The following is a 24475-nucleotide window of genomic DNA, read 5'->3' as shown; positions in this document are numbered from 1 at the left end:
GGACTGCATGGAGATCACGCCGTTGTTATCGTTCACAGCCGTTCGTGACGGTTTCGTAATCAGATGTCCACGTGATCTCAAGCTTTTGGAGTCCATCAAATGCACAGGCGATCCTTCGTGTTACTCGGTGCGGCAGGCCTCGGCTCCATGATCAGCGGCTGCTCCGACGACGAGGGATTCGACCTCAAGAACGCGCCCAGCGGGCCGATCGTGCTCGGCTTCTCGCAGGTCGGTTCGGAGAGCGGATGGCGGCTCGCTAACACGAAATCTATTCAGAAAGCGGCCGAGTACAACCGCATCGAGCTCAAGTTCGACAATGCCGAAGGCGACCAGAAACGGCAGATCGCGGCCATCCAGTCGTACATCGACGCCCGCGTCAACGTCATCGCCTTCTCGCCGGTGGTCGAGTCCGGCTGGGACGAGGTCCTCCAGCGCGCCCGGGCCGCCGGTATCCCCGTCGTCCTGACCGACCGGCTGATCAAGACCGCCGACGAATCGCTCTACGTCAGCTCGATCGGCGCGGACTTCGTCGCCGAGGGCAACCTGGCGGCGGCGTACCTGGCGAACGACTACTCCTCCGGCAAGAACTCGGTGAAGGTCGTCGAGATCTTGGGCACGCCCGACTCCACCCCGGCCAAGCAGCGCACCCAGGGTTTCACCGAGACCATCTCCAAGGAGAAGAAGCTCACGGTGATCGACCGGGAGGCCGGCAACTGGACCAAGGCCGGCGGCGAGACGGCGATGCGCAAACTGCTGCGGCGCAACAAGGACTTCGACGCCGTCTTCGCCCAGAACGACGAGATGGGGCTCGGCGCCGCCGCGGTACTGGCGGACGCCGGCCGCGAACCGGGCAGCACGTCGCGGATCGTCACGGTGGACGCCACGAAGGCGGGCCTGCAGGGGCTGATCGACGGCAAGCTGAACTACGTCGTCGAGTGCAGTCCCCTGATCGGCGAGCTGCTGATGAAGGCCGTCGTCGACCTGTTCTACGGCGGGAAGGTGCTCAGGCGCATCTCGTCCGAGATCGTGGTCTTCGACAAGTTCTCCGCCGCGACGGCCCTGCCAGACCGGACCTACTGACCGCCCTCCCGCTCAAACCTCAAGCGGCCCGGCGCCCCGCCTCACGAGCGGCCCGGCGCCAAGCGCCCCGCCTCACGAGCGGCCCGGCGCCAAGCGCCCCGCCTCACGAGCGGCCCGGCACCCGAGCGGCCCGGCGCCCGAGTGGCCCGGCGCCAAGCGGCCCGGCGCTTCGAATCGTCAGTCGCCGACCAGCTTGAACAGGGCGCCGACCTCGGCGTTCGACAGGTGGCGGAAGCCGCCCGGTCGCAGGTCGCCGAGCCGGATCGGCCCCACCGCCGTACGGATCAGCCGGGTGACCGGGTGACCCACCGCGTCCATCATCCGCCGCACGATGTGCTTGCGGCCCTCGTGCAGGACGATCTCCACCTGCGCGGTCTTGCCGATCGCGTCGACGAGCCGGAAGCTGTCGACCCGCGCCGGGCCGTCCTCCAGCTCGATGCCGGACTGCAGTGCCCGGCCCACGGTGCGCGGCAGCGGCCCGACCACCTCGGCCAGATAGGTCTTGGACACCTCGTAGGACGGGTGCATCAGCTTGTGCGCCAGGCCACCGTCGTTGGTGAACAGCAGCAGGCCCTCGGACTCGGCGTCGAGCCGGCCCACGTGGAACAGCCGCTGCTCGAAGTTGGCGCCGAGGAAGTCGGCCAGCTCGGTGCGACCCTTCTCGTCGTCGAGGCTGGAGACGACACCGCGCGGCTTGTTCAGCGCGACGTAGACCAGCTTGGTGTTGGTGATCACCCGCTGCCCGTCGACGTGGATCTCCGCCGTGGCGGGGTCGACCTTGTCGCCGAGCTTGGCGACCCGGCCGTTGACGGTGACGCGCCGCCGGAAGATCAGATCTTCGCAGGCGCGCCGGGATCCAACACCGGCCGCCGCCAGGACTTTCTGGAGGCGTTCGGCGGTGTCAGCCTGAGGCATCGAGTACTTCTTCCACATCGTCGGGCAGGAACGGGGCGAGCGGCGGCAGCTGATCAACCGAGTTGAGGCCGAGCTTCTCCAGGAACAGGACCGTCGTGCGGTACAGGTATGCCCCGGTTTCCGGCTCGGTGCCGCACTCCTCGATCAGGCCGCGAGTGACAAGCGTACGCATCACCCCGTCACAGTTCACACCGCGGATGGCCGAGATGCGCGAACGGGTCACCGGCTGTTTGTAGGCGACCACCGACAGTGTTTCCAGTGCGGCCTGCGTGAGCCGGACCGACTGCCCGTCGAGGACAAAACGTTCGACGTACGGCGCGTACTCCGGACGGGTGTAGAGCCGCCAGCCACCGGCCGCGCGCCGCAGATCGATGCCGTGACCCGCACCGGTGTACCGCGCCGAGATGTTCTCCAGGGTCCGCGCGACACGCTCCACCGGCTGCTCGAGCACCTGCGCGAGCTGCAATTCGGCGACGGGTTCGTCGACGACCAGCATGATCGATTCGAGGGCCGCCGCCAGCTCCGCGTCATCAAGAGACACTTCAGATGTACGACCGAAGCCGTCCTCTTCGTCCAGATCGTCCCGGGAGCCGCGAGCCTGCACGGGTACCGAGGCGAACGCGGGCGCCGGTACGTGGTCCGACGGCGCGTCCACCGGCACCGGCGCGTCACCCTCCGGCTCGTCCTTCTCCGGGGCTTCGGCGGCCTCCTCGATGGGCTCGGGCAGAGGCAACTCCGGGCCGACCTCGTCCTCGGTAGGCTCCGGCCCCTCGTCCTCGTCGTCGTCCTCGAGCTCGTGGGGCGCGTCGACCGCCACGATCGACGCCACCGCGCCGGCGGCCTCCCTGGCTTCGGCCACCGCCTGCTCGGCGTCAGCCACGGCCTCCTCAGCCTCTGCGGCAGCCTGCTCAGCCTGGGCCGTGACCTGCTCAGCCTCCGCCGCGACCTCTTCGTCTGCGGCCGCGATCTCCTCGGCCTCAGCCTCCGCGGCGGCCTGGTACTCGCGGTCGGGCTCGCGCTTGCGTTCCCACGGCGGCACCCACGATGCCGCCTGCGCGGCCAGTGAGTCGGGACGCTCTTCGCTGCTCACGATGTCTCCTTCACCACGGCCGGTCCACCGTCCGCCTCGTCGTCACCCACGCCAAGATCACCATCTGCGGGGTGCTCGTCAAGCTCGGCCACGGCGGATTCGTCCGAACCGGTGCTCTCTTCAGCGTCATCGGCGCTTTCTTGAGCGTCGTCGGCGCTCTCTTCAGCGTCGTCGGCGCTCTCTTCAGAGTCGTCGGCGCCGGGCAGGTCCATCTTTGCGGTGTCCGGTTCCGGCTTGCTGCCCTCGTAGTCGTCGATGTCCAGCTCACCATCGACGTCGTCGCCGCCGACCCACCGCACGGTCAGCTCGTCCAGCGACACCGGCTGCTCGAACTCGATCAGCCCCTCGCGGTAGAGCTCCAGCAGCGCCAGGAACCGCGCCACCACCTCCAGGGTGTTCTCGCAGTCCGCGATCAGCAGGCTGAACGTCGCGGCGCCCGCCCGGCGGAGCCGTTCACGCAACAGCGCCGCATGCTCGCGGACGCTGACCCGCGTCTGGTGGATGTGGGCGATCGACACCTGCGGCGGGCCCGGTTTGGGCAGGAACTGCCGCAGTGCCAGTTTCAGCAGGCGCTCCGGTCCGATGCCCAGGACGAGCTCGGGAAGCGCGTCGGCGTACCGTGCCTCCAGAGAGACCATTCTCGGCCAGCGACGCGCCCCGGTGGCCTCGAGATCCGCGATGTGCGCGGCTGCTTCCTTGTAGGCCTTGTACTGCAGAAGCCGGGCGAACAGCAGGTCGCGCGCCTCCAGCAGGGCGAGGTCCTCCTCGTTCTCCACCTCGGCGGCGGGCAGCAGCCGGGCCGCCTTGAGGTCCAGCAGGGTGGCCGCGACCAGCAGGAACTCGCTCGCCTCGTCGAGGTCCCAGTCGTCGCCCATGGCCCTGATGTAGGCGATGAAGTCGTCGGTGACCTGGTGCAGCGCCACCTCGGTCACGTCCAGTTTGTGCTTGCCGATGAGCTGCAGCAGAAGGTCGAACGGGCCGGTGAAGTTGTCCAGCCGCACGAGGAACTTGCCGGAATCGGTCTCCGCGGAGACGATCTCGGCAGTGTCGACAGCGGTGTCGCTCGCAGTGTCGACAGCGGTGTCGCTCGCAGTGTCGACCGCGGTGCCGCCATCGGGAGCGACGGCTTCCACGGCCACGCCGGGTGGCGGCTGGGCAGGCTCTTCTGGCACGTGCCGACCGTAGTCCATGCCGGTCACCAGCTGTTCCGGGCTCACGCTGTCAGTCCTCCACGTTGTTGCCGGACAGCCTTCGCACCGTCCAACGGCGCAACCCGTGACCGGTTGCTGTTTCGCGGTTACGCTGCCGCGATGCGGTCACTGATCTCTCCACGCCTCCTGCTGCGCGAGTGGGAGGACAAGGACGCCGACTTCGTTCTGGACATGTACTCCCGCGACGAGGTCGTCCGCTTCCTCGGCGCGCGGCCACAGGTGCTGCACGATCACGACGAGGCGCTCGGCCGGCTCGCCTCGTGGCGCGAACGGCAGGACGAGAAGCATGCCGTCTGGGCGGTGCAGGATCGCCGTACCGGGCGCCTGCTGGGCACTGTCTTCCTGGTGCGGTTGCTGGCGTCCGGCGAGCCGATGCAGACCGCCGCGGAGACCGAGGTGGGCTGGCATCTGCACCCGGACGCTTGGGGGAACGGGTACGCCACCGAGGCGGCGACTGCTGTTCTCTCGTACGCCGCCCGGTCTGGCATCTCCCCGGTCTTCGCCGTGACCTATCCGGAGAATGCCGCGTCGCAGGCGGTTTGCCGCCGCTTGGGAATGACCCATGTCGGGCAGACGGACCGGTACTACAACATGACGTGCGAACTGTTCACGACCAAGTCCGGATCCGTGAAATCCGGATCGTGAAGTCGGGCCGCCGCCTGAGAACGGCGGCCCAGTAGGTCACTTCTTCTTGCTGTCCTTCTTGGACTTCTTCGCGTCGGCCTTGGCAGCCTTGACCTTGGCGTCGGCCTTCGCGGCCTTCACCTTCGCGTCGGCCTTGGCGGCCTTCACCTTGACGTCCGCCTTCGCGGCCGCGACCTCGACCTTGGCGTCGGCCTTCGCGGCCTTGACCTCGCTCTTGGCCTTCGCGGTCTTGTCCTTGACGGCTTCCTTCTTCGCCATGCCGGCCTCCCCTTGTCTCGACACCGCGTGACCGAGCGGCCCGCGCGAGGTGACTGTAGACGTGATCAACAAATCTGGCGTTAGCTCCCACGGAGTGAGATGTTCACCATTCGTTTTTTCGGCGGTTGTGGCACACCCGTCCGCAGATCGGAAAAGCGGTGCGCTTTTTCGCCGTTCGGGGTCTATTCGCGGTTGCGGTAACCGTCCACCGTGAAGGGTGCAGCCCCGCCGAGGAGGAGCCATGCCGGACTACGACGCGGTGATCGGCATCGACGAACCGGCCCTCAACGAGGTGATCCGGTCGGTGTACGACGCCACCCACGACCTGCTGCTGACCGGCAGCCTGCCGATCGCCCTGCCCGCGCTGTCGGTGACCCGCATCGACTACGACCTGGCCACCGTTCCGGTCGTCACCCTCGCACCGTCGGCCGAGGTCCGCGACTGGCACCGGGCGCTGCTCGGCGACATCGCCGGCGGGAGCGCCGAGCAGGCCGCGGTGACCGCGTCCCGGGCGTCGTTCGAGCTGCTCGTGCCCCGGGTGGACCTGAGGTTCCACTACGCCGACGGTGATCCGACCGAGTTCCAGGCGTCGCTGCACGCCGGCCTGCAGATGATCGTCGAGTCCGGCGGGGTGCTCACCGCCGACCTGGTCACCGCCCGGATCGACGTGCCCGGCAACCCGGCCCTCACCCAGATCGTCAACCGCGGCGTGGTGCCCGAACTGGTCCGGCTCATCGAGCAGAACTTCCTGCGCCAACTGCGCATCCCGCCCCTCGGGCTCGGCACGCTGCAGATCGCTCCCCCGGTCGTGGCGACCGGTGAGGGCCGGCTGCTCGCCACCACAGCCCTGCAGCCGCACCTGCCCGGCACGGCACCGCTGGCCGGGGCGTGGCCGGAGCGCAAGGTGTTCGTGGCGGTACGCGCGCCGATGCTGAACCAGCTTCTCGACAACGCGGCGGCCGCCTATCCGGTGACCGGTGACTGGTCCGCCCAGATCCGGCTGCTGCCGGTGGACGTGACGGTCTCGGCGGAGTACACGGCCCGGTTCTCGGACTTCTCCCTCGACGTGGTCCCGGGGCAGAACGGCCGGCTGCGGGGCACCGCGCGCATCGACGTCGACCTGCACCTGTGGGCCAAGCCGGTGGGCTGGTCCTTCGACGGGACGGCCACCGCCCACCCGACCGTACGGGTCACCGCCTCGGTCGGCGCCGCCAACGAGGTGGTGCTCAAGCTCGACCGGCTCGAGTCGGTCACCTTCGACTTCGACTTCAACGGGGTACCGGCGTTCCTGGACAACGTGCTGCGGACCGTGGTGAACGCGCTCGCGCCGGTCCTCACCGCGGCGGCCGAGGGGCAGATCGCCAGGATGCCGCCGCAGCCGGTCACCCGGATCCCCGACCTGCGCATCCCGCTCGACGAGGCCACCGTCGTGGTGACACTTCAGGACGTGCAGATCACCACACTGTCCACGCCGGACGACAAGATCTGCCTGGCCACGACGGGCGGCGTCACCATGCGCACAGAGGCCTTTCCCACTACCTCCCGGGGGTAACGACGACTTCGTGGTACGCCGCAGCGCGCCCGCGCCGGATACTGAACGCATGGACAGTCAGCCCGCCGTGCACTACGCCCGCGCGGACGACGGCGTGACCATCGGGTACCAGATCTTCGGCCAGGGCCCTACTACCACTCCATCGCCACAGCCATCGCCTTCGCCGCCCGCAACCCCGCTGATCATCGCGGCTCGGATCCGAAGATCATCGACGCGGTGGCCGCCAGACCGTACTACTCCCGCACGTCGTGGGCCATCGCCCGCCGCCTCTTCCCCGCCGACGCCTGGCTCCTCCTGCGCCGCACCACCCCCTGATCCCGCTCCCGCCTCGGGTTCACCCGCATAGCCGCCAGTTGAGCCCCCGCCCGGCTGGCATCCACGCAGGTCACGAGGCGCCCGCTACCTGCGTAGCCGCCGACCGAGTCCGCTCGGCTGGCGTCCACGTGGGTTACGAGCCGCTGGTGACCTGCGTGAACGCCAGCTCGGGGTTCGCGGCTGGCGGGCACGCAGGTATTGGCGGTCGGGTTGATCGCGCCGGCATTGCGGCTGTGGCTGTGCTGTGACGGCATTGAGCGGCAACTAGCGCGCACGTTGGGGTTGCGAGTGCGCTGGTGTCGCCTATGGCGTGGGTGGAAGCGCACGGAGCCGTTGTGTGTGCGCTGGTTGCCGCTCTGTGCGGGACCAGTTGGTGCCTTTAGTCGGCCCGGGTCAGCACGGCCCCTTCGCCGACGGCATCGGCGAGGTCAGCGTCGACGGCGACGGTCGTCCTGGACTCGGCGGCGTGGAGTTCGATCGACCTCACCACGGCACGGGCGGAAGTGGCACCGCCGTAGGCCACCGTCAGCTCGTCACCGATGCTCAGGGCGTCGCCCTCAAGCTGCCCGGTGACGAACAGCCAGGGACGGCTCGAAAGCCGGTGCACGCGCTCCACGACGAGCCGGGTCATCCGCGGTTCCTCCTCCATCGTGCGACGAAGCCTTCCTCAGCCTCGTACGCCTCGTCCTCCAACGGCCCCGTCAACGTCGTGACCCGTCCGTCCTCATGCTGGCGAACGTGCACGCTCTCGTGCCCCAGCGTCCGCACCAACGTTTCCTCGTCCTGAAAAGCCGCCGGACCCAGCTGTACGCCGAGCGGGTCGGTTCTGGCCACGGCGCCCTGGAAGTCTAAATAGGCGACGTCGTCCGCACTCTGCACTACCTCCACCGGAACGCCCCGGAAGTCGACGCCGGCCAGATCCGCGTAATGCTGAACGGTCTGTGCGGTACGTGGCAGGCCGACGTCCTGATCGAGGACCTCACGATTCGTCATCGCGCCGGACCGCGAGTACAGACCATCGCCGGCACGAGGCGACCCAGCTAGGGGGTCAGCGCGGCTGAGCTGCCCGAGCAGATGCTTGAGACGGTCGAGTATGCCGGTCAGCTCGGTGAGTCTGCCGCTGAGGCGGCGCAGGCTGTCGAGCAACGCCCGGACGAAGTGCTGGATCCTGCCGGCCCACGTGGCGACCAGAGTGGCGACGTGGCTGACAACAACCGGAGTGGCGAGGCCGAGCGTCAGCCCTTCGGCCGCCAGCCACTGCGGAAGCCGCACCCCGAGAGTGGCGACGAACTGGGAGATCAGGTCACGCACGATCTCGCGTACCAGGGCCACCAGCAGGCCCGCACCCTCAACCGCGGAGGCGATGCCCTTCGTCACGGCGGCGATGCCTTCGATGGCGCCGAGATGTCCGATGGCGTGGTTGCGGTACGCGTCGCCGGAGGTACCGTGCCAATGCGCCGTGTGGGTGCGGACCGCGCTCGCGTACTGCTGGTGGATGTCGGTGGCGGAGGCGGAGATGTTGCGCCATGTCGCGGCGTGCGCGGCGATCTCGGCGGGGTCACCGGCCAGCCAGTCCAAGGCGTCGGTCAGCGGTTTGACGTGCTCGATCAGCCAGCCGACGCCCCATGCCATCAGCGAACCGAACGGGTCGATCGCCAACGCCAGCGTGTCGAGGCTGCCACCCACGCCGCCGAGAGTGGCATCGACCCAGCTGTTGTCGTGGATGCCGTTGCTGATCTCGACGGCGTCCTCGACCAGGCCCAGCCCGCTGTACCAGGTCGTCGCTTCCTGCGGCTGAGCGACGAGCGGGTTGTCGCTCACCACGGCGGTTCCGGTCCCGAGCCGCTCATCGAGGCCCCAAATCCATCGATGCCTATATACACGCTAGCGCGCAGGACGGGCTTCCGGTGTGGAAGTGGTGAACGCCGACAGGGCTATTGCGGGGGGAGCGTGGGGGTGCGGATGGTCAGGGTTGAGGTGTCGGCGCCGGAGAGGTGGGTGGCGTGGGCGGGGATGTAGGTGAGGTGGCCGTCGAGGGTGACGGTGAACTTGACGGTGCTCCAGGTGGGGCCGTCGGCGAGGCGGTAGGGGGCGGGGAGGACTCGTACCGAGAGGGGCTCGCTGGTTCGGCGGCCGGACGCTACGCCCTCTATCGAGAAGGTGGAGGACTTCAGCTGGGTGGCGTCGACGGTGATCTTGAGGCCGTTGAGGGTGAGCCTGGAGGTGTCCCGGCCGGACAGGAAGGTGTCGTGGTCGAGGTGGTAGGTGAAGGTGCCGTTGGCCAGGAGGGTCACGTAGGCGTCCGTCCAGATGGACCAGAGGGCCAGGCGGTAACGGGCCGGTAGCAGGCGCATGCGGTGGACTGAGTCGTCGTCGAGGTTGGAGCCGACTCCGCCCAGGCCGAAGGATTCCGCGTCCAAGGGGGTGGGGTCGATGGTCACCTCCAGGCCGGTGATCTCCAGGCGGGTGGTGCCGCGGCCCTTCAGGTAGGTGACGTCGGGTTCGTAGTCGACGGTGCCGGTTGGGGTGATCTTGAACCAGGCCAGGGGGACGTCGGCGCCGGTGGAGAGGCCGTAGCGGCCGGGTTTCAGGCGGTAGTGCTGGGGGCGGCCGGCGTTGGCGTCGGTATCGACTCCGGGGATGGAGAAGGTGGGGGCGGTCAGCGAGTCGGCGTCGACTTCGATGGGGAAGCGGCCGTCGGTGGGCTGGGACGCTGAGGGGGTGGGTGCGGTCGTCGGCGGGGTGGTCATGACCCGGGGAAGGATTGGCGGCTGGGAAGAGCTGGGGCGGATGGTCGCGGTGGGCGCGGACGTCGGAGGCGGTGCCGTGGCCGGGCGGGACGAAGCGGCATGTGACGGGGCTGGGCTGGGAGAGATCGGAGAGGCGGCAGGGGAAGGTGGCCGCGTGGCCGATGGCTGGGGTGCCGGGGAGCGGGCGAAGTGGGGTGATGCCGCGACAGCCGGCTCGCCGACGCCGGCGGTGGAGGTGGGCTCGGTCGGGCCGGGGGCGGGTAACGGGGCTACCGCCACGATCCCGTCTCGTACCGGTGCCGCGCCCGACTGGCCGGCTTCGCTCTCCGGGACGATCAGGAGCAGCGGCGAGGCGAGAGCTACCACCGCCACCGCCGCTCCGAGGCCTCGTGCCAGGTCAGGGTGCTGGTGAACGGCTTGGATCACAGGTGCGGCCCACGGTGTCCGGGCAATCCGGTCCACCGCCATGGTCGCTGCCTCGGTCACCCGGCGAAGGCGAGAAGGACCCGCCGGCGCACCGGCAGCCTGAGCGATCATCCGGAAATGCGCAGCCGACCCACCACCGACGGGAACGGCAGCGGCAGGAACAGCTGCGGACGAGGACGACGGTACGGAATTCGAGCGCTCGTTCCGCGTACGGCCCCGGAAACGGCCGAAAGCATCGCCCACCGCGCCCCAGGCGTCGGAGATCGACTGACGCCAGAGACGGCCTCGCGCCGCCTCCCCGTGCTCGATCGCGTCCAGGGCCGCGTGCAGCGGCTCCGCCGCCGGGCCCTCCACCAGGGCGGCGGCGAACCAGGCCGGGAAGGCCATCCGTTCCGGCGCGCCGCGGACCAGCGCGGTGATGGCGCCGGCCACCGCCACGACCACCCGATAGTCGCGGCGGCGGCCGGCTGAGACCGGCGCGCCGGAGCGGGCGAGCACGGTCAGCATCTCGCAGGCCTGGCGTTCGGTGAGTATTGGCGCGACGCTGTCGAGCATTGCCGGGTGGTCGGCCAGTTCGGCGCCGACCAGATGTTCGTGGAGTGGGCCGGGACGCAGGGGGGCGCACTTCCAGCCGGGTTCGCTGTAGAGGTCGGTGAGCCATTCGGCGACGGCGGCGCGGGTGGCGGGCAGTTGGCCGGCCAGCAGGGGGACCTGGGAGAGGATGCGGTCGAGGTCTTCGCCGGTACGCGGGCGCACGGTGCAGAGGGTGGCCACGGTGATCGTCTGGCGCAATACCTCGTCGGGCAGGTCGCCGAGGGCGTATTTCGTGCGGGCGAGCTGCGACCAGTACCGCATCTCGTGCTGAAGGAGGATGCCCGCGGCGTCGGGAGCGCCGGCGGGTGCGTCGGCGGGTGCGTCGGCGGCGTTGAGGAGCGCGGCCATGGCCTCCATGTGTACGGCCAGCACGTTGCCGTAGCACTCGTCGGTGAGCCGGGGTGTCCTGATCCCCGTCGCCGGCCGGCCGAAGGCACCCGCGTACGCCGTCAGCGCCGCACGGAAGGCGGCCCGGCGGTCACCACCGATCGGCCCGAGCTCTTCGACAACGCCCGCGAGGTCGTCCCCCGAGGGAGTGTGCGGGAGCAGCCCCGCGAACGGCTCGCTGTCGACCGCCAGCTTGCGCAGCCAGGGCCCGCCGGTACGCGCCACCAGCAGCACCCGTACCCGGCCGGGCAGCGCCGCGAAGATCCGCACCAGCCGGTCGGCCTGTTTCTCCGCCTCGTCCACGATGAGGAGCAGCGGTTCCCGTACGTCCGGAAGTCTTTCGATCAACCCGGCAGGTGCGTCGTCGCGCACCTCCGCAACCAGCCACCCGGCCTCGTCGGCGACCCGCGCGAACTGCCGCGCCACTCGGGTCTTGCCCTGGCCGCCCGGCCCGGTCAGCACCCGCACGGCGGCCGAGACGTCCGGGTCGAGCCACTCCCGCAGCCGGCGCAGCACGTCGTCACGGCCATGGAAGGGGACGATCTCGGCTTCGGCCCGCAGCAGACCGGCCGGTGTGACGCGGATCGGCAGCGGGCTGCGGCACAGGCCGGCGATCTCGGCCGGTTCCATCGGTGGCGGCTGCGTGCTGCCCCAGACGGCCTGTTCGAAGCCGGGGTGAGCGCGCAGCGCCTGGATGCGCACGGCGGTGAGGCGGCGGCTCTCGAACTCGGGCGGATCCTCGATGACCAGCCCGGTCAGCAGGCCACCGGAGAACAGCGCGGCACCGGACATGCCACACCACAGCGAGCGGCCGGGTGCCTGCCGCGGCCAGGAGCCGACCTGGAGGTCGATGCGGGCGGTGCCTCGACGATCAAGGGCATTGAGTACGCCGGACGCGTGCGCCCACTCGTGCGAGTGCGACTCCGGGAAACCGGCAGCCTCGGCGGGGATCCCGGGCGAGCCGGTGACGAACCGTCCCCAGCGCAGCGGCGGCAGCGTGGGCCGCACCCAGGTCTCGTCGGTGATGCGCAGGACTGCCGCGTCGAGCTCCTCGGACCGCCAGTGCACCACGCATTCGAAGCTGCCCTCGGGGAACCGCACCTGCGCCTCGGCGCCGCCCAGCACGTGGTTCGCGGTCAGCACCAGGCGGTCGGTGATCAGCAGGCCGGAGCCGCTCGACTCCGCGGTGTAGATCTCGCAGACGCGCCGGTCGGGTATCACGTCAGACGACAACTGCGCTCGACGCGGCGGGAGGCGCCCCTGTCCGGTAGCCGACACCGGGGCCGGCGGCCACCCGTCTGCCCCGCGAGACCTGACCCGAGATCACCAGCCGCATCGCCGCCCTGGCGAAGCTAGGACCAGACGCGTAGGAAGAGCGCTCCGAGGACGTCCAGGAGCAGCAGCAGGATCGGATAACTGGTCGGGAAGAAACCCAGGATCAGCAGGATCAGGACACCGACGTTCTTGTCCTCGAACCAGAGCCGCATCCAGCTCATGCTCGGGCCGGGCTTACGCAGGGCGTAATAGAGGATGCCGAAGCCGTCCAGCGGCGGGATCGGGATCAGCGCGAGCAGGCCGAACCCGAGCAGGCCGACACCCAGCGACAGGACGATCTGCTCGACGAACGGCAGCCCGGCGCCGCCGCGCAGCAGAACACCCAGGTCGAAGAAGGCGAGGACGCCCTCCGCGTTGGCCGGGAAGAGCACCGCGTAGGCGGCGATCAGCATCTCACCGGCGAGGATGCAGGCGACCGGCCCGGCGGCGAACACCGCTGCGGCCCGGCCGCGGCCACGCCAGCGGGGCACGTCGTCGACGGTGAGCTGCTTACCCCAGCCGACGCCGCCCACGGCGGCCGAGACCGCGCCGAACGGGTCGATGTCGCGGCGAGGGCTGGGAAGCATCGTCTGGCCGCGCTCGGCCAGACCCACGACGCGGGCTGTGAACCGGATGGCGACAGCACGCAGCGCAAGACCCAGCAGGAAGGCGACGACCAGGGCGGCGAACGCCACCGGCTCGCCGAGCGCGAAGAGCACGGGTGCGGAACCTAGCCTCGTTCTGTCTTGGCGGCGATGACCTCGCGAGCGAGCTGACGGTAGTTACGGGCGCCGGACGACGCAGGGTCCAGCGTAGTGATCGGAGCGCCCGCCACGGTCGACTCCGGGAATTTCACCGTCTTCGTGATGACTGTCTGGTACACCTTGTCGCCGAACGCCTCGACCACCCGCTGCAGCACCTGGCGGCAGTGGGTGGTGCGGGAGTCGTACATGGTGGCGAGGATGCCCTCGAGTTCCAGGTCGAAGTTGAGGCGCTCGCGGACCTTGTCGATGGTGTCCAGCAGCAGGGCCACACCGCGCAGCGAGAAGAACTCGCACTCCAGCGGGATCAGCACACCGTGCGCGATGGTCAGCGCGTTGATCGCCAGCAGGCCCAGCGAGGGCTGGCAGTCGATCAGGATGAAGTCGTACTCCTTGCGGACGCTGCGCAGCGCCCGGGCCAGAGCCATCTCCCGGGCGACCTCGTTGACCAGCTGGATCTCGGCCGCGGACAGGTCGATGTTGGCCGGCAGCAGGTGCAGGCCCGCCACGTCGGTCTTGATGATGACGTCCTCGGTGGCGACGTCGTCCTGCATCAGCAGGTTGTAGACGCTCAGGTCGAGGTTGTGCGGGTTCACACCCAGGCCGACCGAGCAGGCACCCTGCGGGTCGAAGTCGACGAGGAGGACCTTGCGCCCATACTCCGCGAGGGCGGCACCCAGGTTGATGGTGCTCGTCGTCTTTCCGACTCCACCCTTCTGGTTCGCCAGGGCGATGATGCGCGCGGGGCCGTGCCGGTCGGTCGGCATCGGCTCGGGAATGGGGCGGCGCATCGTGTAAGCCGTGGGGTCGGCGGGGCCCAGATCAGCGCCGAGGTCCAGGGAATGCTGCTGTTCCCGGAGGGCGGAGGTCCAGGCCTCCGCACGCTGGCCGTTCCCTGACATGTCCTCGCCCCCTCTCGACTCGCAGCCGGAGCCGATGCCCGACTGTACGCCACACGCGCCGCACCTTCGGGGTCAGCCGTTCGGCGTGTCGCACCTATGGGTACGCAGCTTCTAACGAGCGCGTGGGTGGGAGGTGGCGTACACCTCACGGAGACGCTCCACGGTCACCAGGGTGTACACCTGCGTCGTGGTGACCGAGGCGTGTCCCAGCAGTTCCTGGACCACCCGGACGTCGGCCCCGCCGTCGAGCAGATGGGTCGCATAGGAGTGACGCAGCGTGTGCGGGCTGACCGCGTACGGGCCGTCGACCGGCAGACCGGCCACAGTGGCGCAACGGTGCAGAACGGTCCACGCGCTCTGCCGGGACAGCCGTCCGCCCCTGGCGTTGAGGAAGATCGCCGGGGTGCCCCGCCCGGCGGCGGCGAGGAGCGGTCTCGCCCGTACCAGATAGGCCTGGACCGCGGTCCGCGCGAAACCGCCCACCGGAACCACCCGGGACCGCCCGCCCTTGCCCCGCAGGATCGCCGAGCTCTCGGCCGCGTCGTCCAGATCCAGATCGTCGATGTCCGCGCCGACCGCCTCGGAGATCCGCGCACCGGTGCCGTAGAGGAACTCCAGGATGGCGCGGTCGCGCAGCCCGAGCGGCGAATCGGCGGCCGGTACGGCGAGCAGCCGGTCGACCTGGTCCACGTCCAACGCTTTCGGCAGCCGTTTCGGCGGTGCGGGTGGGCGTACCTCAGCTGCCACATCGTGCGGCACCAGGCGCTCGCGGACCGCGAAGCGATGCAGCCCGCGCACCGCGGAGATGGCCCGCGCCGCCGAGGCCGACGCGAGCCCATCCTCGCGCAGCACCGCCAGGTGCCGGGTCACGTCGGCGGACCGCACCTCAGCGAGATCCTCGATGCCGGACTCCCGCAGGAACAGCGCGTACCGGTCCAGATCCCGCTGATAGGACGCCAGCGTGTTGCGTGACAGGCCTCTCTCGACGCTGAGATGGTCGAGATAGGCCCGCACGGTCGTTTCGAGGCTCAGCGCAGCACCTCCGTCAGCGGTATCGCGCGCATACCGTGCGCCTCCGCCACCGGCCCGTAGACCACCTGACCGTCGAACGTGTTCAGCCCCGCCGCCAGCGCCGCATCGGTGCGCAGCGCGTCACGCCAGCCACGGTTCGCCAGCTCGACAGCGTACGGAAGGGTCACGTTCGTCAGCGCGTAGGTGCTGGTGTGCGGCACCGCGCCGGGCATGTTCGCCACGCAGTAGAACATCGACTCGTGCACCTGGTAGGTCGGGTCGTCGTGGGTGGTCGGGTGCGAATCCTCGAAGCAGCCGCCCTGGTCGATCGAGATGTCAACCAGCACACTGCCCGGCTTCATCCGCGCCACCAGGTCGTTGGAGATCAACGTCGGCGCTTTCGCGCCGGGCACCAGCACGGCGCCGATCACCAGGTCCGCGTCGAGGACGGCCTTCTCGATCTCGTACGCGTTCGACGCGACAGTCTGCACGTGACCGCGATAGTCCGCGTCCACGGCACGCAACCGCGCCACGTTCTTGTCCAGCAGCAGCACCTCCGCCTGCATGCCGAGCGCGATCGCGGCGGCGTTCAGCCCGGACACCCCGGCGCCGATCACCACGACCTTGGCCGCGTACACACCCGGCACGCCGCCCATCAGCACGCCGCGCCCGCCGCCCTGCCGCATCAGGTGGTACGCGCCCACCTGAGGCGCCAGCCGGCCCGCCACCTCCGACATCGGCGCCAGCAGCGGCAACGATCGGTCCGCCAGCTCCACCGTCTCGTACGCGATCCCGGTCACCTTGCGATCCAGCAGCGCGTCGGTGCACTCCTTCGACGCCGCCAGGTGCAGATAGGTGAACAGCACCTGATCCGGGCGCATCCGGTGGTACTCCTCCGGGATCGGCTCCTTGACCTTCAGGATCAGGTCACCCGTTCCCCACACCGCGTCCGCGTCGGGCAGAATCGTCGCCCCCGCCGCCGCGAAGTCACTGTCAGTGATCGACGATCCGAGGCCGGCACCGGCCTGGACGAAGACCTCATGTCCGGCTCGAGCGAACTCGAAGACGCCGGCCGGGGTGATGGCCACCCGGAACTCGTTGTTCTTGACCTCACTGGGAATGCCGACCTTCACGAGCCGACACCGTCCTTTCTCAACGCTGAGCAAGTCCCCTTGCGCGGAGAGTACCCCCGGAGACGGCCCAGGTCGCGGTGCATGTCCCGGTATACACACCTTGGCGGCGAGGCGGTACCGTCGCCCGATGATCGGCCTTCCCTGGCTCCTGGTCGACGAGACCATCGATGACGGTGACGACATCGTCGCCACGTGCGCCGACATCGACGGCCTGTTCGCCGACCCGCCGGAACCGCCGGTCGAGCGCTACACCCTGGTCGACTGCGTACCGGCCGGCCGGCTGCGCGCCGCCTGCGACGGCACCGGCCCCTCCTGGGTGGGCAACATCGGCCTGGAAGCCGTCCACCCGGCCGACTCGAAGCATCCCCCCGGCTGCTGGGACTGCGCCGAGGAGTTACTCGACGTAACCGTCCTGGACGCCCGGCGCGACGGCCGCCACGGCCCCCTCGAAGTCGTTCTCGAGGGACGGCTGCGCCACGACGGCCTGCGCCACGCCGCCAACGCACCCGAGGACGCCGAGGAATACCTGCTCACCGGCATCTCCCCGGAGGGCGACGAGGACTTCGGCACCTGCGCGAGCGTCACCGGCGTCTTCCGCGAACGCCCGGCACCACCGCTGCGCCCGGCCACCCTGATCGGCTGCCGCCCCGGCACCCGCCTGATGCGCGCCCTGGACGCCCTGGAACGCGGCGCCACCGCCCGGCACCGCCGCTGGGTCACCGCCTCGATCTTCACCGTCGCCCGCGACGCCAGCGCCACCCGGCTGCTCGACACCGGACTCGGCGCCGAAGTCACCGGCGTACGCCCCTCCACCCTCGGCGACGGCCTCATCGACGTGACGTTCGAACCCACCTACGCCGACGCCGTCGGCCCACCCCGCCCCGCCCGGGCCCGCGACGTCTGGGAACAGTGGCGCGCCGGCCGGCCCACCGACACCGGCGACTGGGCCGGCCACGACCGGGAACTGCGGCAGGAATGGGCCGGAGCCGCCCTCGCCCACCACCGGCACGCCCCCGACCGCAAACCCGGCACCACCATCCACCTCGACGGCCGCCACATCACCGACGAGGAGGGCTTCTACTGCGCGATCGGCGAGGCGGTCAACGGCCCCGGCGGATACTTCGGCTGGAACCTCGGCGCCCTGCACGACTGCCTGCTCGGCGGCTGGGGCGTCGCCCCCGGATTCCGCCTCGTCTGGCACGACTCCGCCGTCGCCCGCGCGGAACTCGTCCCCGGCTACGACCGCCGCTGGTGGGCGCCGGCCCTCTCCATGGACCAGCTCCTCGACCTGCTCACCGCCGACGGCGTCGAGGTCGACCTCAGGTAGGTGAACTCGCCGCGATCGTCGGGGCGCTGACCCGCCGCGCGGGCGCCGCCACCGTCGGGATCACCACGACCGTCCACGGCGCCGGCGGCTTCGGCAAGACCACCGTGGCCCGCCTGGTCCGCGCACACCCCCGCGTCCTGCGCCGCTTCGGCGGCCGCGCCTACTGGGTCACCCTCGGGCGCGACGTGCGCCACGGCGGCCTGGTGGAGAAGATCAACGACCTGGTCAGGCGGGTGGATCCGGCGCGGGCCCAGCCCTTCACCGACGTACGCCAGGCGGCCGACCACCTGGCCGCGGTCCTCGCCACCGGGCCCCGCCGCCTGATCATCCTCGACGACCTGTGGTACGCCGACCAGCTCGACGCCTTCCCGGTCGGCGGCCGCAGCGCCCGGATGGTCACCACCCGCCTGCCGTCCCTGGTCGCCGGGCGCAGCGTCGCGGTCGAGGTCGACCAGATGCCGGTCGACCAGGCCCGCCGGGTGCTCACCGCCGACCTGCCGGAGCTGCCCGCCGACCTGGCCGACGGGCTCCTCGACGAGACCGGCCAGTGGCCGCTGCTGCTCCGCCTGGTCAACAAGATCCTTGTTGACCAGAGCCGGTCGCGGCCCGACGTGGCGCCCGCGGCCGCCGAACTGCTCACCCAACTCCGGCAGGCCGGCCCGATCCGCATCGACGAGCTGAGCGGCGCCGGCAACCTCGACGTCAACGACCCGGACCAGCGCGACAAGGCCGTCCGGGCGACCATCGAGGCCGGCACCGGGCTGCTGAGCGCGGACGAGCACACCCGCTTCACCGAACTGGCGATCTTCGCTGAGGACGAGGACGTACCGGTGTCCCTGGTGGCCGGCCTTTGGCAGGCGACCGGCGGCGTCACCGAGTTCGCCGCGCGGACCCTGTGCGCCCGGCTCGCCGACCTGGCACTGCTGAAGCTGACACCCACCGCGGGCGGCGGCACGATCAGCCTGCACGACGTCATCCGCGATTATCTGGCCGGGCTGCTCGGACCGGCCAGGGTCGCCGAACTGCACCGCACCCTGCTCGGCGCCCTGCGGGACTCGCGGCCGGGCGCTGCCTGGTGGACCCTGGCGGCGGGCAATCGCTACCTGTGCGAGCACCTCGTCGAGCACCTGATCGCCGCGGGCTCGGCCTTTCCGGGCGCCGAGATCGAAATCCTCGTGACTGACCTGCGCTGGGTCGCCGTACGGCTGGAGACCAGCGGATCGGCGGGGGCGTACGCCGACCTCGCCCGGTTCAGCAGTCCCCGCACCGCCCGGCTGACCCGAACCCTGGAGCAGCTCGCCCACCTGCTCGGCCCGACCGAACCAGCGCACTCCTGCGTCGACGTCCTGCTCGACCGGACCGCACACGACGCCGACTGGGGCCCGCAGGCCCGGCAGATGCGCGACGAGAGACGGGCGCCCCGGCTCGTCGCCGCCTGGCCACTCCCGGATCTGCCCAGCACCGCGCTGTTACGCACCCTCGCCGGCCGGACCGGATGGAAGCAGCGCGTCGGGATCACCCCGGACGGCCGCCGCATCATCACCGCCGGCGAGGGCGGCCTGCTCGTGCGGGACACCGTCACCGGCGAACGGATCCCCGCAGCCGGCAACCGCTCCGTCTACGGCGTGCTCGGCTTCGCCCCCGACCACTCCTGCTTCGCCGTCAACGGCCCGGACGACCTGATCACCATCTGGGACACCGCGACTCTGCGGCCGCGCACCACCTACTACGGCCGGGTCAACGGCTCACTGCACGCCGAGGTCGCCGACGGCGGCACCGCGGTCGCCGTGCTGACCACCAGCGGTGCCGTGCACCTGTTCGACAACGCCGGCAACCGGCGCCTCCGGCTCGACAGGCGCGACCGGACCCTGGAACCGGTGGCCATCGCGCCGGACGGCACCTGGCTCGCCGACAGCCACCGCGACGGCTCCGTGATCATCTGGGACACGGACTCCGGACAGCCGCGCACCGTGTTCCGGCACCTCCTGACGTACCCGAAGAGCCTGGCGATCGCTCGTGACGGCACCTGGCTCGCCGTGGGCGGATGGGAAGGATCCGTCCTGATCACGGACGCGGTGACGGGCGAGCCGCGTACCACCCTGACCGGGCACGACGGCGAAATCACGGCCATGGCGGTCGCGGCATGCGGGTGCCTCGCCACCGCCGGCGACGACCGGACCGTCCGGGTCTGGGACGTTGCCACCGGCCGTCAGCGCAGCAGAATGGTCAGCCAGTCGGATCAGATCGACACCATGGCCTTCGCCCCGGACGGCACCTGGCTCGCCGCAACCGGCCCCGACGAGACGGTGCGCGTCTTCACCGCGCGGGCCGGCATCCAGGAGACGCCACCGGCCGAGTCCGTCCCGGTACATGCCTTCACCATGGTGGCGGACGGCACCTGGCTCGCGGCCGTGACGCCGACCGGGACAGCGCTGCGCTGGGACGCTGCCACCGGCGCACGAACCGCCCTGATCGACGGGGAGCACCGGGCCGACGGCATCGCCGTGCCCCGGGACGGATCCTGGTTCGTCACCACCGTGCCGGACCGGGTGCTGATCCGTCGCCCCGGCGACTCCCAGCCCACCGAACTGACCGGCCACGGCGGATCGGTGCGGTCCGTCGTCGCCGCACCCGACGGGACCTGGCTCGCCACCTCCGGCAAAGACGGTTCGGTACGCATCTGGGACGTCGGCACCGGCCGGAGACGAGCACGGTTCTGGTGCCACCGCCCACCCCTGTTGGCGGTCGCACCCGACAGCAGCTGGCTGGTGGCGATCAACGGAGGCACCGGCCGGCTCCACGACGTGGCCACCGGCCGGCTCACCCGCTTCCGCAGCGGCACCCGCTGGCCCTGGGCCGTCACCACCACACCCGACGGGTGGCTGGCCATCGCCGACCTGGAAGGGACGATCCGGATCCGCGACGCCGCCACCGGCCGGGAACGCATCGCACTGACCGGCGCCACCGAACATCTCACCGCGATCGCTGTCACCCCCGACGGCCGCCGGCTCGCGGGGTCCGGGGCACACGGCTCGCTCTGGCTCTGGGATCTCGACAACCCCGCCCCCGCGGCCATGACCAGGGTCGACTCCCCCCTCGTCGGGTGCGCGTGGAGCCCCGACGGCCGCTACCTGTTCACCGGCGGCACCAGCGGCCTCTACCGCTTCGAGTTCCACCCGACCTGACCCTCACCCTCGCCGCCCTCACCCACGCCGCCCTCACCCACGCCGCCCTCACCCACGCCGCCCTCACCCACGCCGCCCAGCCCACGCCGCCCAGCCCACGCCGCCCAGCCCACGCCGCCCAGCCCACGCCGCCCAGCCCACGCCGCTCAGCCCACGCCGCTCAGCCCACCAGGATGCAGAAGGTGTGGCCGTCCGGATCCGCATAAACCCGCAACGGCTCCTCCGGGTCGTCACTGCGATCGAACCGCAACGTCCCGCCCAGGCTCAGCACCCGCTCATGCTGCCGATCCAGCTCCTCCACCGAATCAACCGAGGTGTCCAGGTGCATCTGCTGCGGCACCCCAGCCTCCGGCCAGGTCGTCGGCTCCACCTTGTCGGTCTGCTGAAACGCGATGTTCCAGCCACCAGGGCCGACCAGAACCACCCAGTCCCGCCCCCGCTCGTCGTCCTCCCCGTCCGGCGGTAGCTGGTCACCCGCTCGATATTCCAGGCCAAGCAGCCGCCGATAGAACTCAGCCAGCCGCCGCGCGTCACTGCTGTCCAGCACAAAGGACTTCACCCTCGGAACGCTCATCCGCCGAACCTACCCACCCCGCTCACGCCCAGCCGACCAAACCAGCTGGCCCTCAGCGGGGCTTCCAAGCGCGAAACACCCCCCTCACAGCCAGCCGACCAAACCAGCTGGCCCCCAGCGGGGCTTTCGGCCGCGCAACACCCCACCCACAGCCAGCCGGCCAAACCAGCTGGCCCCCAGCGGTGCTTTCGGCCGCGCAACACCCCACCCACGCCCAGCCGACCAAACCAGCTGGCCCCCAGCGGTGCTTTCGGCCGCGCAACACCCCACCCACAGCCAGCCGGCCAAACCAGCTGGCCCTCAGCGGTGCTTTTGAGCGCGAAACACCCCGCTCACGGCCAGCTGGGGGTGAGGTCTCGCGGCAGGTCAGCCCGGCGGGCGCGGCAAACGCTGGAATGGGCAGGTGATCGCGTGGGCGGGCGAGACTTTGCGTCGGTCGTACAAGAAAAGTAGTAACGGTGAGAGAGACGCCTGGAATGTGGCGAAACGGCGAAGGCCGCTCTCAGAGGAGAGCGGCCTTCGGCGGATGAGGACCGAGCGGATGAGGACCGAGCGATGAGGGCAGAGCTGATGAGGGCAGAGCTGATGAGGGCAGAGCTGATGAGGGCAGAGCTGATGAGGGCAGAGCTGATGAGGGCAGAGCGGATGAAGTCACGTAAGAGCGGGTCAGGGTAGGAGGGTCCAGTTGGTTTCGCGGGCGCGGGCGGTGGCCAGGAGGCCGGCGACCGCGGCTGCGTTGGTGATGTCGCCGCGGAAGATCATCGCGATGGCCTCGTCCAGGGGGACGCGGTGGATCTCGATGTCGGCTTCCTCGGCCTCGCGGGGGTGGCGCTCGGCCTGCGGCACGGCGGAGAGGTCGCGGGCCAGGAAGACGCGGACCCACTCGTTGCTGAAGCCGGGTGAGGTGTGCAGGTCGATCAGCGGGTCGATGCGGGCGGCCGTCAGGTCGGTTTCCTCGGCGAGCTCGCGGGCGGCGGTGATGGCTTCGGGCTCGTCCTCGACGTCGCGCAGGCCCGCCGGGAGCTCCCAGATGTGGGCGCGCAGCGGGTGGCGGTACTGCTTGATCAGCACTACCCGGTCCTGCTCGTCGAGGGCTACCACGACGACCGCGCCGCGGTTCTCCACCACGTCACGGTCGGCGGTGCTGCCGTCGGACATGGTGACCTCGTCGGTGTGTACCGAGAAGATCGCGCCCTGGTAGCGGTCGGTACGAGACACCGTCTCGTGAGCGAACGCCATGTCAGGAGGCCTCGACCGGCAGTTCGTCGGCGGCAGCGTAGGCCACCGCGGCCTTGACCAGCCCGTCGAAGAGCGGGTGCGGGCGGGTGGGGCGGCTCTTGAGCTCCGGGTGGGCCTGGGTCGCCACGAAGTACGGGTGGACGTCCCGGTCCAGCTCGATGAACTCGACGAGGCGGCCGTCCGGGGACGTGCCGGAGAAGACCAGGCCGGCCTGGGACAGCTTGTCGCGGAAGTCGTTGTTGACCTCGTAGCGGTGGCGGTGGCGTTCGGAGATCTCGGTGGCGCCGTAGACCTCCGCGACGATCGACCCGTCCTTCAGGGCTGCCGGGTAGGCGCCCAGCCGCATCGTGCCGCCCAGGTCACCCTTGCCGGCGACGATGTCCTCCTGGTCGGCCATCGTGGAGATCACCGGGTAGGTCGCCTTCTCGTCGAACTCGACCGAGTTGGCGCCGGTGAGGCCGGCCAGGTTGCGGGCGGCGTCGATGGTCATGCACTGCAGGCCCAGGCACAGGCCGAGGATCGGGATGCCGTTCTCCCGCGCGAACCGCGAGGTGTTGACCTTGCCCTCGATGCCGCGGACACCGAACCCGCCCGGGATGACGATGCCGTCGGCGCCCTTCAGCGCGGCGGCGGCGCCGGCCGGCGTCACGCAGTCGTCGCTGGGCACCCACCGGATCTGGATCTTCACGGTGTTGCCGAAGCCGGCTGCCCGGATCGCCTCGCTCACCGACAGGTACGCGTCCGGCAGGTCCACATACTTGCCGACGAGCGCGATGGTGATCGTGCGCTTCGGGTGGTGCACCCGCTCCAGCAGGTCGTTCCAGGTCTTCCAGTTGACGTCGCGGAACGACAGCCCGAGGCGGCGCACCACATAGGCGTCCAGGCCCTCGTCGTGCAGCACCTTGGGGATGTCGTAGATGCTCGGCGCGTCCGGGCAGGCGATCACCGCTTCGGCGTCCACATCGCAGTAGAGCGCCAGCTTGTGCTTCATCTTCTCCGGGATCTCCCGGTCGCTGCGGCAGATCAGCGCGTCCGGCTGGATACCGATGTTGCGCAGCGCCGCCACCGAGTGCTGGGTCGGCTTGGTCTTCAGCTCGCCGGACGGTGCGAGGTACGGCACCAGCGAGACGTGCAGGTAGAAGACGTGATCGCGGCCCACCTCGTGGCGGACCTGACGGATCGCCTCGAGGAACGGCAGCGACTCCATGTCGCCGACCGTGCCGCCGACCTCGGTGATCACGACGTCCGGGACGAGACCGTTCTCGTCCGCGTCGGCCATCGCGAAGATCCGGCTCTTGATCTCGTTGGTGATGTGCGGGATGACCTGCACGGTGTCGCCGAGATATTCACCGCGCCGCTCCCGGGCGATGACCGCCGAGTACACCTGGCCGGTCGTGACGTTCGCCTTGCCGGAGAGGTCCCGGTCGAGGAAACGCTCGTAGTGACCGACGTCGAGGTCGGTCTCCGCACCGTCCTCGGTGACGAAGACCTCACCGTGCTGGAACGGGTTCATCGTCCCTGGGTCGACGTTCAGGTAGGGGTCGAGCTTCTGCATCACGACGCGGAGACCGCGAGCGGTGAGCAGATTGCCGAGGCTGGAGGCGGTGAGGCCCTTGCCCAGCGAGGAGGCGACGCCCCCGGTGACGAAGATGTGCCGCGTGTCGCGCACTGTTGAGGCCAAGGCCCGCTCCCGTGGTCGCCAGTCTTTTGTTTCTTCAGGCGGGGCAAGCCCCATCCACGGGAGTTCACCGTAACACTGTTTGCCGATCCCGCCACGTTCGGGCTGGTGGGCATGCGTGTCATCGG

19 protein-coding genes are annotated in these 24475 nt (G+C 70.2%); 5 read left to right on the top strand and 14 right to left on the bottom strand.

The features are described 5' to 3' along the window. Positions 1-99: 99 nt before the first annotated feature. Positions 100-1080, top strand: coding sequence for an ABC transporter substrate-binding protein (locus ACFQV6_RS26625; protein ID WP_378030321.1), 981 nt, complete (start codon positions 100-102; stop codon positions 1078-1080). Positions 1081-1257: 177 nt separating this feature from the next. Here ACFQV6_RS26625 and ACFQV6_RS26620 read toward each other — a convergent pair whose 3' ends face one another. From ACFQV6_RS26620 to ACFQV6_RS26610, 3 genes are read right to left on the bottom strand one after another with little or no spacing between them, the layout of a single operon-like run. Next, positions 1258-2013, bottom strand: a complete 756-nt coding sequence (locus ACFQV6_RS26620) for a pseudouridine synthase (RefSeq protein WP_378030320.1) — start codon at positions 2011-2013, stop codon at positions 1258-1260. Continuing rightward, positions 1982-3085 carry an SMC-Scp complex subunit ScpB gene (gene scpB, locus ACFQV6_RS26615; RefSeq protein ID WP_378030319.1) on the bottom strand — a complete coding sequence of 368 codons (1104 nt, stop codon included), beginning with the start codon at positions 3083-3085 and terminating at the stop codon, positions 1982-1984. The genes ACFQV6_RS26620 and scpB overlap by 32 nt, the downstream gene beginning before the upstream one ends. Further along, positions 3082-4257, bottom strand: coding sequence for a segregation/condensation protein A (locus ACFQV6_RS26610; protein ID WP_378030318.1), 1176 nt, complete (start codon positions 4255-4257; stop codon positions 3082-3084). The genes scpB and ACFQV6_RS26610 overlap by 4 nt, the downstream gene beginning before the upstream one ends. 138 nt (positions 4258-4395) lie before the next feature. Here ACFQV6_RS26610 and ACFQV6_RS26605 point away from each other — a divergent pair, with 138 nt between their 5' ends. Then, a complete protein-coding gene (locus ACFQV6_RS26605) occupies positions 4396-4941 on the top strand; it encodes a GNAT family N-acetyltransferase (protein ID WP_378030317.1) in 546 nt (181 codons plus the stop codon). Between the two features lie 36 nt (positions 4942-4977). Here ACFQV6_RS26605 and ACFQV6_RS26600 read toward each other — a convergent pair whose 3' ends face one another. Beyond that, a complete protein-coding gene (locus ACFQV6_RS26600; RefSeq protein ID WP_378030316.1) occupies positions 4978-5199 on the bottom strand; it encodes a hypothetical protein in 222 nt (73 codons plus the stop codon). Positions 5200-5440: 241 nt separating this feature from the next. Between ACFQV6_RS26600 and ACFQV6_RS26595 the strand changes: the two genes are divergently transcribed. Further along, positions 5441-6751 carry a hypothetical protein gene (locus ACFQV6_RS26595; RefSeq protein WP_378030315.1) on the top strand — a complete coding sequence of 437 codons (1311 nt, stop codon included), beginning with the start codon at positions 5441-5443 and terminating at the stop codon, positions 6749-6751. 694 nt (positions 6752-7445) lie between these two features. Here ACFQV6_RS26595 and ACFQV6_RS26590 read toward each other — a convergent pair. The 7 genes from ACFQV6_RS26590 to ald all read right to left on the bottom strand — a co-directional run bounded on the left by ACFQV6_RS26590 (position 7446) and on the right by ald (position 16344). Next, on the bottom strand, positions 7446-7697 hold the full coding sequence (locus ACFQV6_RS26590) for a hypothetical protein (RefSeq protein WP_378030314.1): 252 nt from the start codon (positions 7695-7697) through the stop codon (positions 7446-7448). Next, a complete protein-coding gene (locus tag ACFQV6_RS26585) occupies positions 7694-8890 on the bottom strand; it encodes a WXG100 family type VII secretion target (protein WP_378030313.1) in 1197 nt (398 codons plus the stop codon). The genes ACFQV6_RS26590 and ACFQV6_RS26585 overlap by 4 nt, the downstream gene beginning before the upstream one ends. Positions 8891-9000: 110 nt before the next feature. Then, positions 9001-12456, bottom strand: coding sequence for a trypsin-like peptidase domain-containing protein (locus tag ACFQV6_RS26580; protein WP_378030312.1), 3456 nt, complete (start codon positions 12454-12456; stop codon positions 9001-9003). A gap of 119 nt (positions 12457-12575) precedes the next feature. Further along, a complete protein-coding gene (locus ACFQV6_RS26575) occupies positions 12576-13256 on the bottom strand; it encodes a hypothetical protein (RefSeq protein WP_378030311.1) in 681 nt (226 codons plus the stop codon). A gap of 11 nt (positions 13257-13267) precedes the next feature. Then, positions 13268-14200 carry a ParA family protein gene (locus tag ACFQV6_RS26570; protein WP_378030310.1) on the bottom strand — a complete coding sequence of 311 codons (933 nt, stop codon included), beginning with the start codon at positions 14198-14200 and terminating at the stop codon, positions 13268-13270. A 111-nt stretch (positions 14201-14311) separates the two neighbouring features. Continuing rightward, positions 14312-15232, bottom strand: coding sequence for a site-specific tyrosine recombinase XerD (locus tag ACFQV6_RS26565; RefSeq protein WP_378030435.1), 921 nt, complete (start codon positions 15230-15232; stop codon positions 14312-14314). Beyond that, positions 15229-16344 carry an alanine dehydrogenase gene (gene ald, locus ACFQV6_RS26560; RefSeq protein ID WP_378030309.1) on the bottom strand — a complete coding sequence of 372 codons (1116 nt, stop codon included), beginning with the start codon at positions 16342-16344 and terminating at the stop codon, positions 15229-15231. Before ald ends, ACFQV6_RS26565 begins: the two co-directional genes overlap by 4 nt. A 127-nt stretch (positions 16345-16471) precedes the next feature. Here ald and ACFQV6_RS26555 point away from each other — a divergent pair, with 127 nt between their 5' ends. Continuing rightward, positions 16472-17671 (top strand): barstar family protein, encoded by a 1200-nt coding sequence (locus ACFQV6_RS26555; protein ID WP_378030308.1) that lies wholly within the window; start codon positions 16472-16474, stop codon positions 17669-17671. Next, positions 17596-20856: an NB-ARC domain-containing protein gene (locus ACFQV6_RS26550; protein ID WP_378030307.1), complete on the top strand. Its 3261-nt coding sequence runs from the start codon at positions 17596-17598 to the stop codon at positions 20854-20856. The genes ACFQV6_RS26555 and ACFQV6_RS26550 overlap by 76 nt, the downstream gene beginning before the upstream one ends. 160 nt (positions 20857-21016) lie before the next feature. Here the strand turns inward: ACFQV6_RS26550 and ACFQV6_RS26545 are convergent, their stop codons facing one another. From ACFQV6_RS26545 to ACFQV6_RS26535, 3 genes are all read right to left on the bottom strand, one after another. Next, a complete protein-coding gene (locus ACFQV6_RS26545) occupies positions 21017-21430 on the bottom strand; it encodes a VOC family protein (protein WP_378030306.1) in 414 nt (137 codons plus the stop codon). Positions 21431-22096: 666 nt separating this feature from the next. Continuing rightward, positions 22097-22669 carry an NUDIX domain-containing protein gene (locus ACFQV6_RS26540; RefSeq protein WP_378030305.1) on the bottom strand — a complete coding sequence of 191 codons (573 nt, stop codon included), beginning with the start codon at positions 22667-22669 and terminating at the stop codon, positions 22097-22099. Between the two features lies 1 nt (position 22670). Further along, positions 22671-24350 carry a CTP synthase gene (locus ACFQV6_RS26535; RefSeq protein WP_378030304.1) on the bottom strand — a complete coding sequence of 560 codons (1680 nt, stop codon included), beginning with the start codon at positions 24348-24350 and terminating at the stop codon, positions 22671-22673. Positions 24351-24475 lie beyond the last annotated feature (125 nt).

This window comes from Actinoplanes sp. GCM10030250 (genome assembly GCF_042666575.1).
In the GTDB taxonomy this organism is placed as follows: Bacteria; Actinomycetota; Actinomycetes; order Mycobacteriales; family Micromonosporaceae; genus Actinoplanes.
The sequence above is the reverse complement of the archived record's forward strand: the minus strand, read 5'-3'. Positions and strand labels throughout refer to the sequence as shown.

Bases quoted from the DNA above. Each gene is read 5' to 3' on its own strand.
- ACFQV6_RS26625 (WP_378030321.1), top strand. From the start codon at position 100: ATGCACAGGCGATCCTTCGTGTTACTCGGTGCGGCAGGCCTCGGCTCC.
- ACFQV6_RS26620 (WP_378030320.1), bottom strand. From the start codon at position 2,013: ATGTGGAAGAAGTACTCGATGCCTCAGGCTGACACCGCCGAACGCCTC.
- ACFQV6_RS26605 (WP_378030317.1), top strand. From the start codon at position 4,396: ATGCGGTCACTGATCTCTCCACGCCTCCTGCTGCGCGAGTGGGAGGAC.
- ACFQV6_RS26600 (WP_378030316.1), bottom strand. From the start codon at position 5,199: ATGGCGAAGAAGGAAGCCGTCAAGGACAAGACCGCGAAGGCCAAGAGC.
- ACFQV6_RS26595 (WP_378030315.1), top strand. From the start codon at position 5,441: ATGCCGGACTACGACGCGGTGATCGGCATCGACGAACCGGCCCTCAAC.
- ACFQV6_RS26590 (WP_378030314.1), bottom strand. From the start codon at position 7,697: ATGACCCGGCTCGTCGTGGAGCGCGTGCACCGGCTTTCGAGCCGTCCC.
- ACFQV6_RS26570 (WP_378030310.1), bottom strand. From the start codon at position 14,200: ATGTCAGGGAACGGCCAGCGTGCGGAGGCCTGGACCTCCGCCCTCCGG.
- ACFQV6_RS26555 (WP_378030308.1), top strand. From the start codon at position 16,472: ATGATCGGCCTTCCCTGGCTCCTGGTCGACGAGACCATCGATGACGGT.
- ACFQV6_RS26545 (WP_378030306.1), bottom strand. From the start codon at position 21,430: ATGAGCGTTCCGAGGGTGAAGTCCTTTGTGCTGGACAGCAGTGACGCG.
- ACFQV6_RS26540 (WP_378030305.1), bottom strand. From the start codon at position 22,669: ATGGCGTTCGCTCACGAGACGGTGTCTCGTACCGACCGCTACCAGGGC.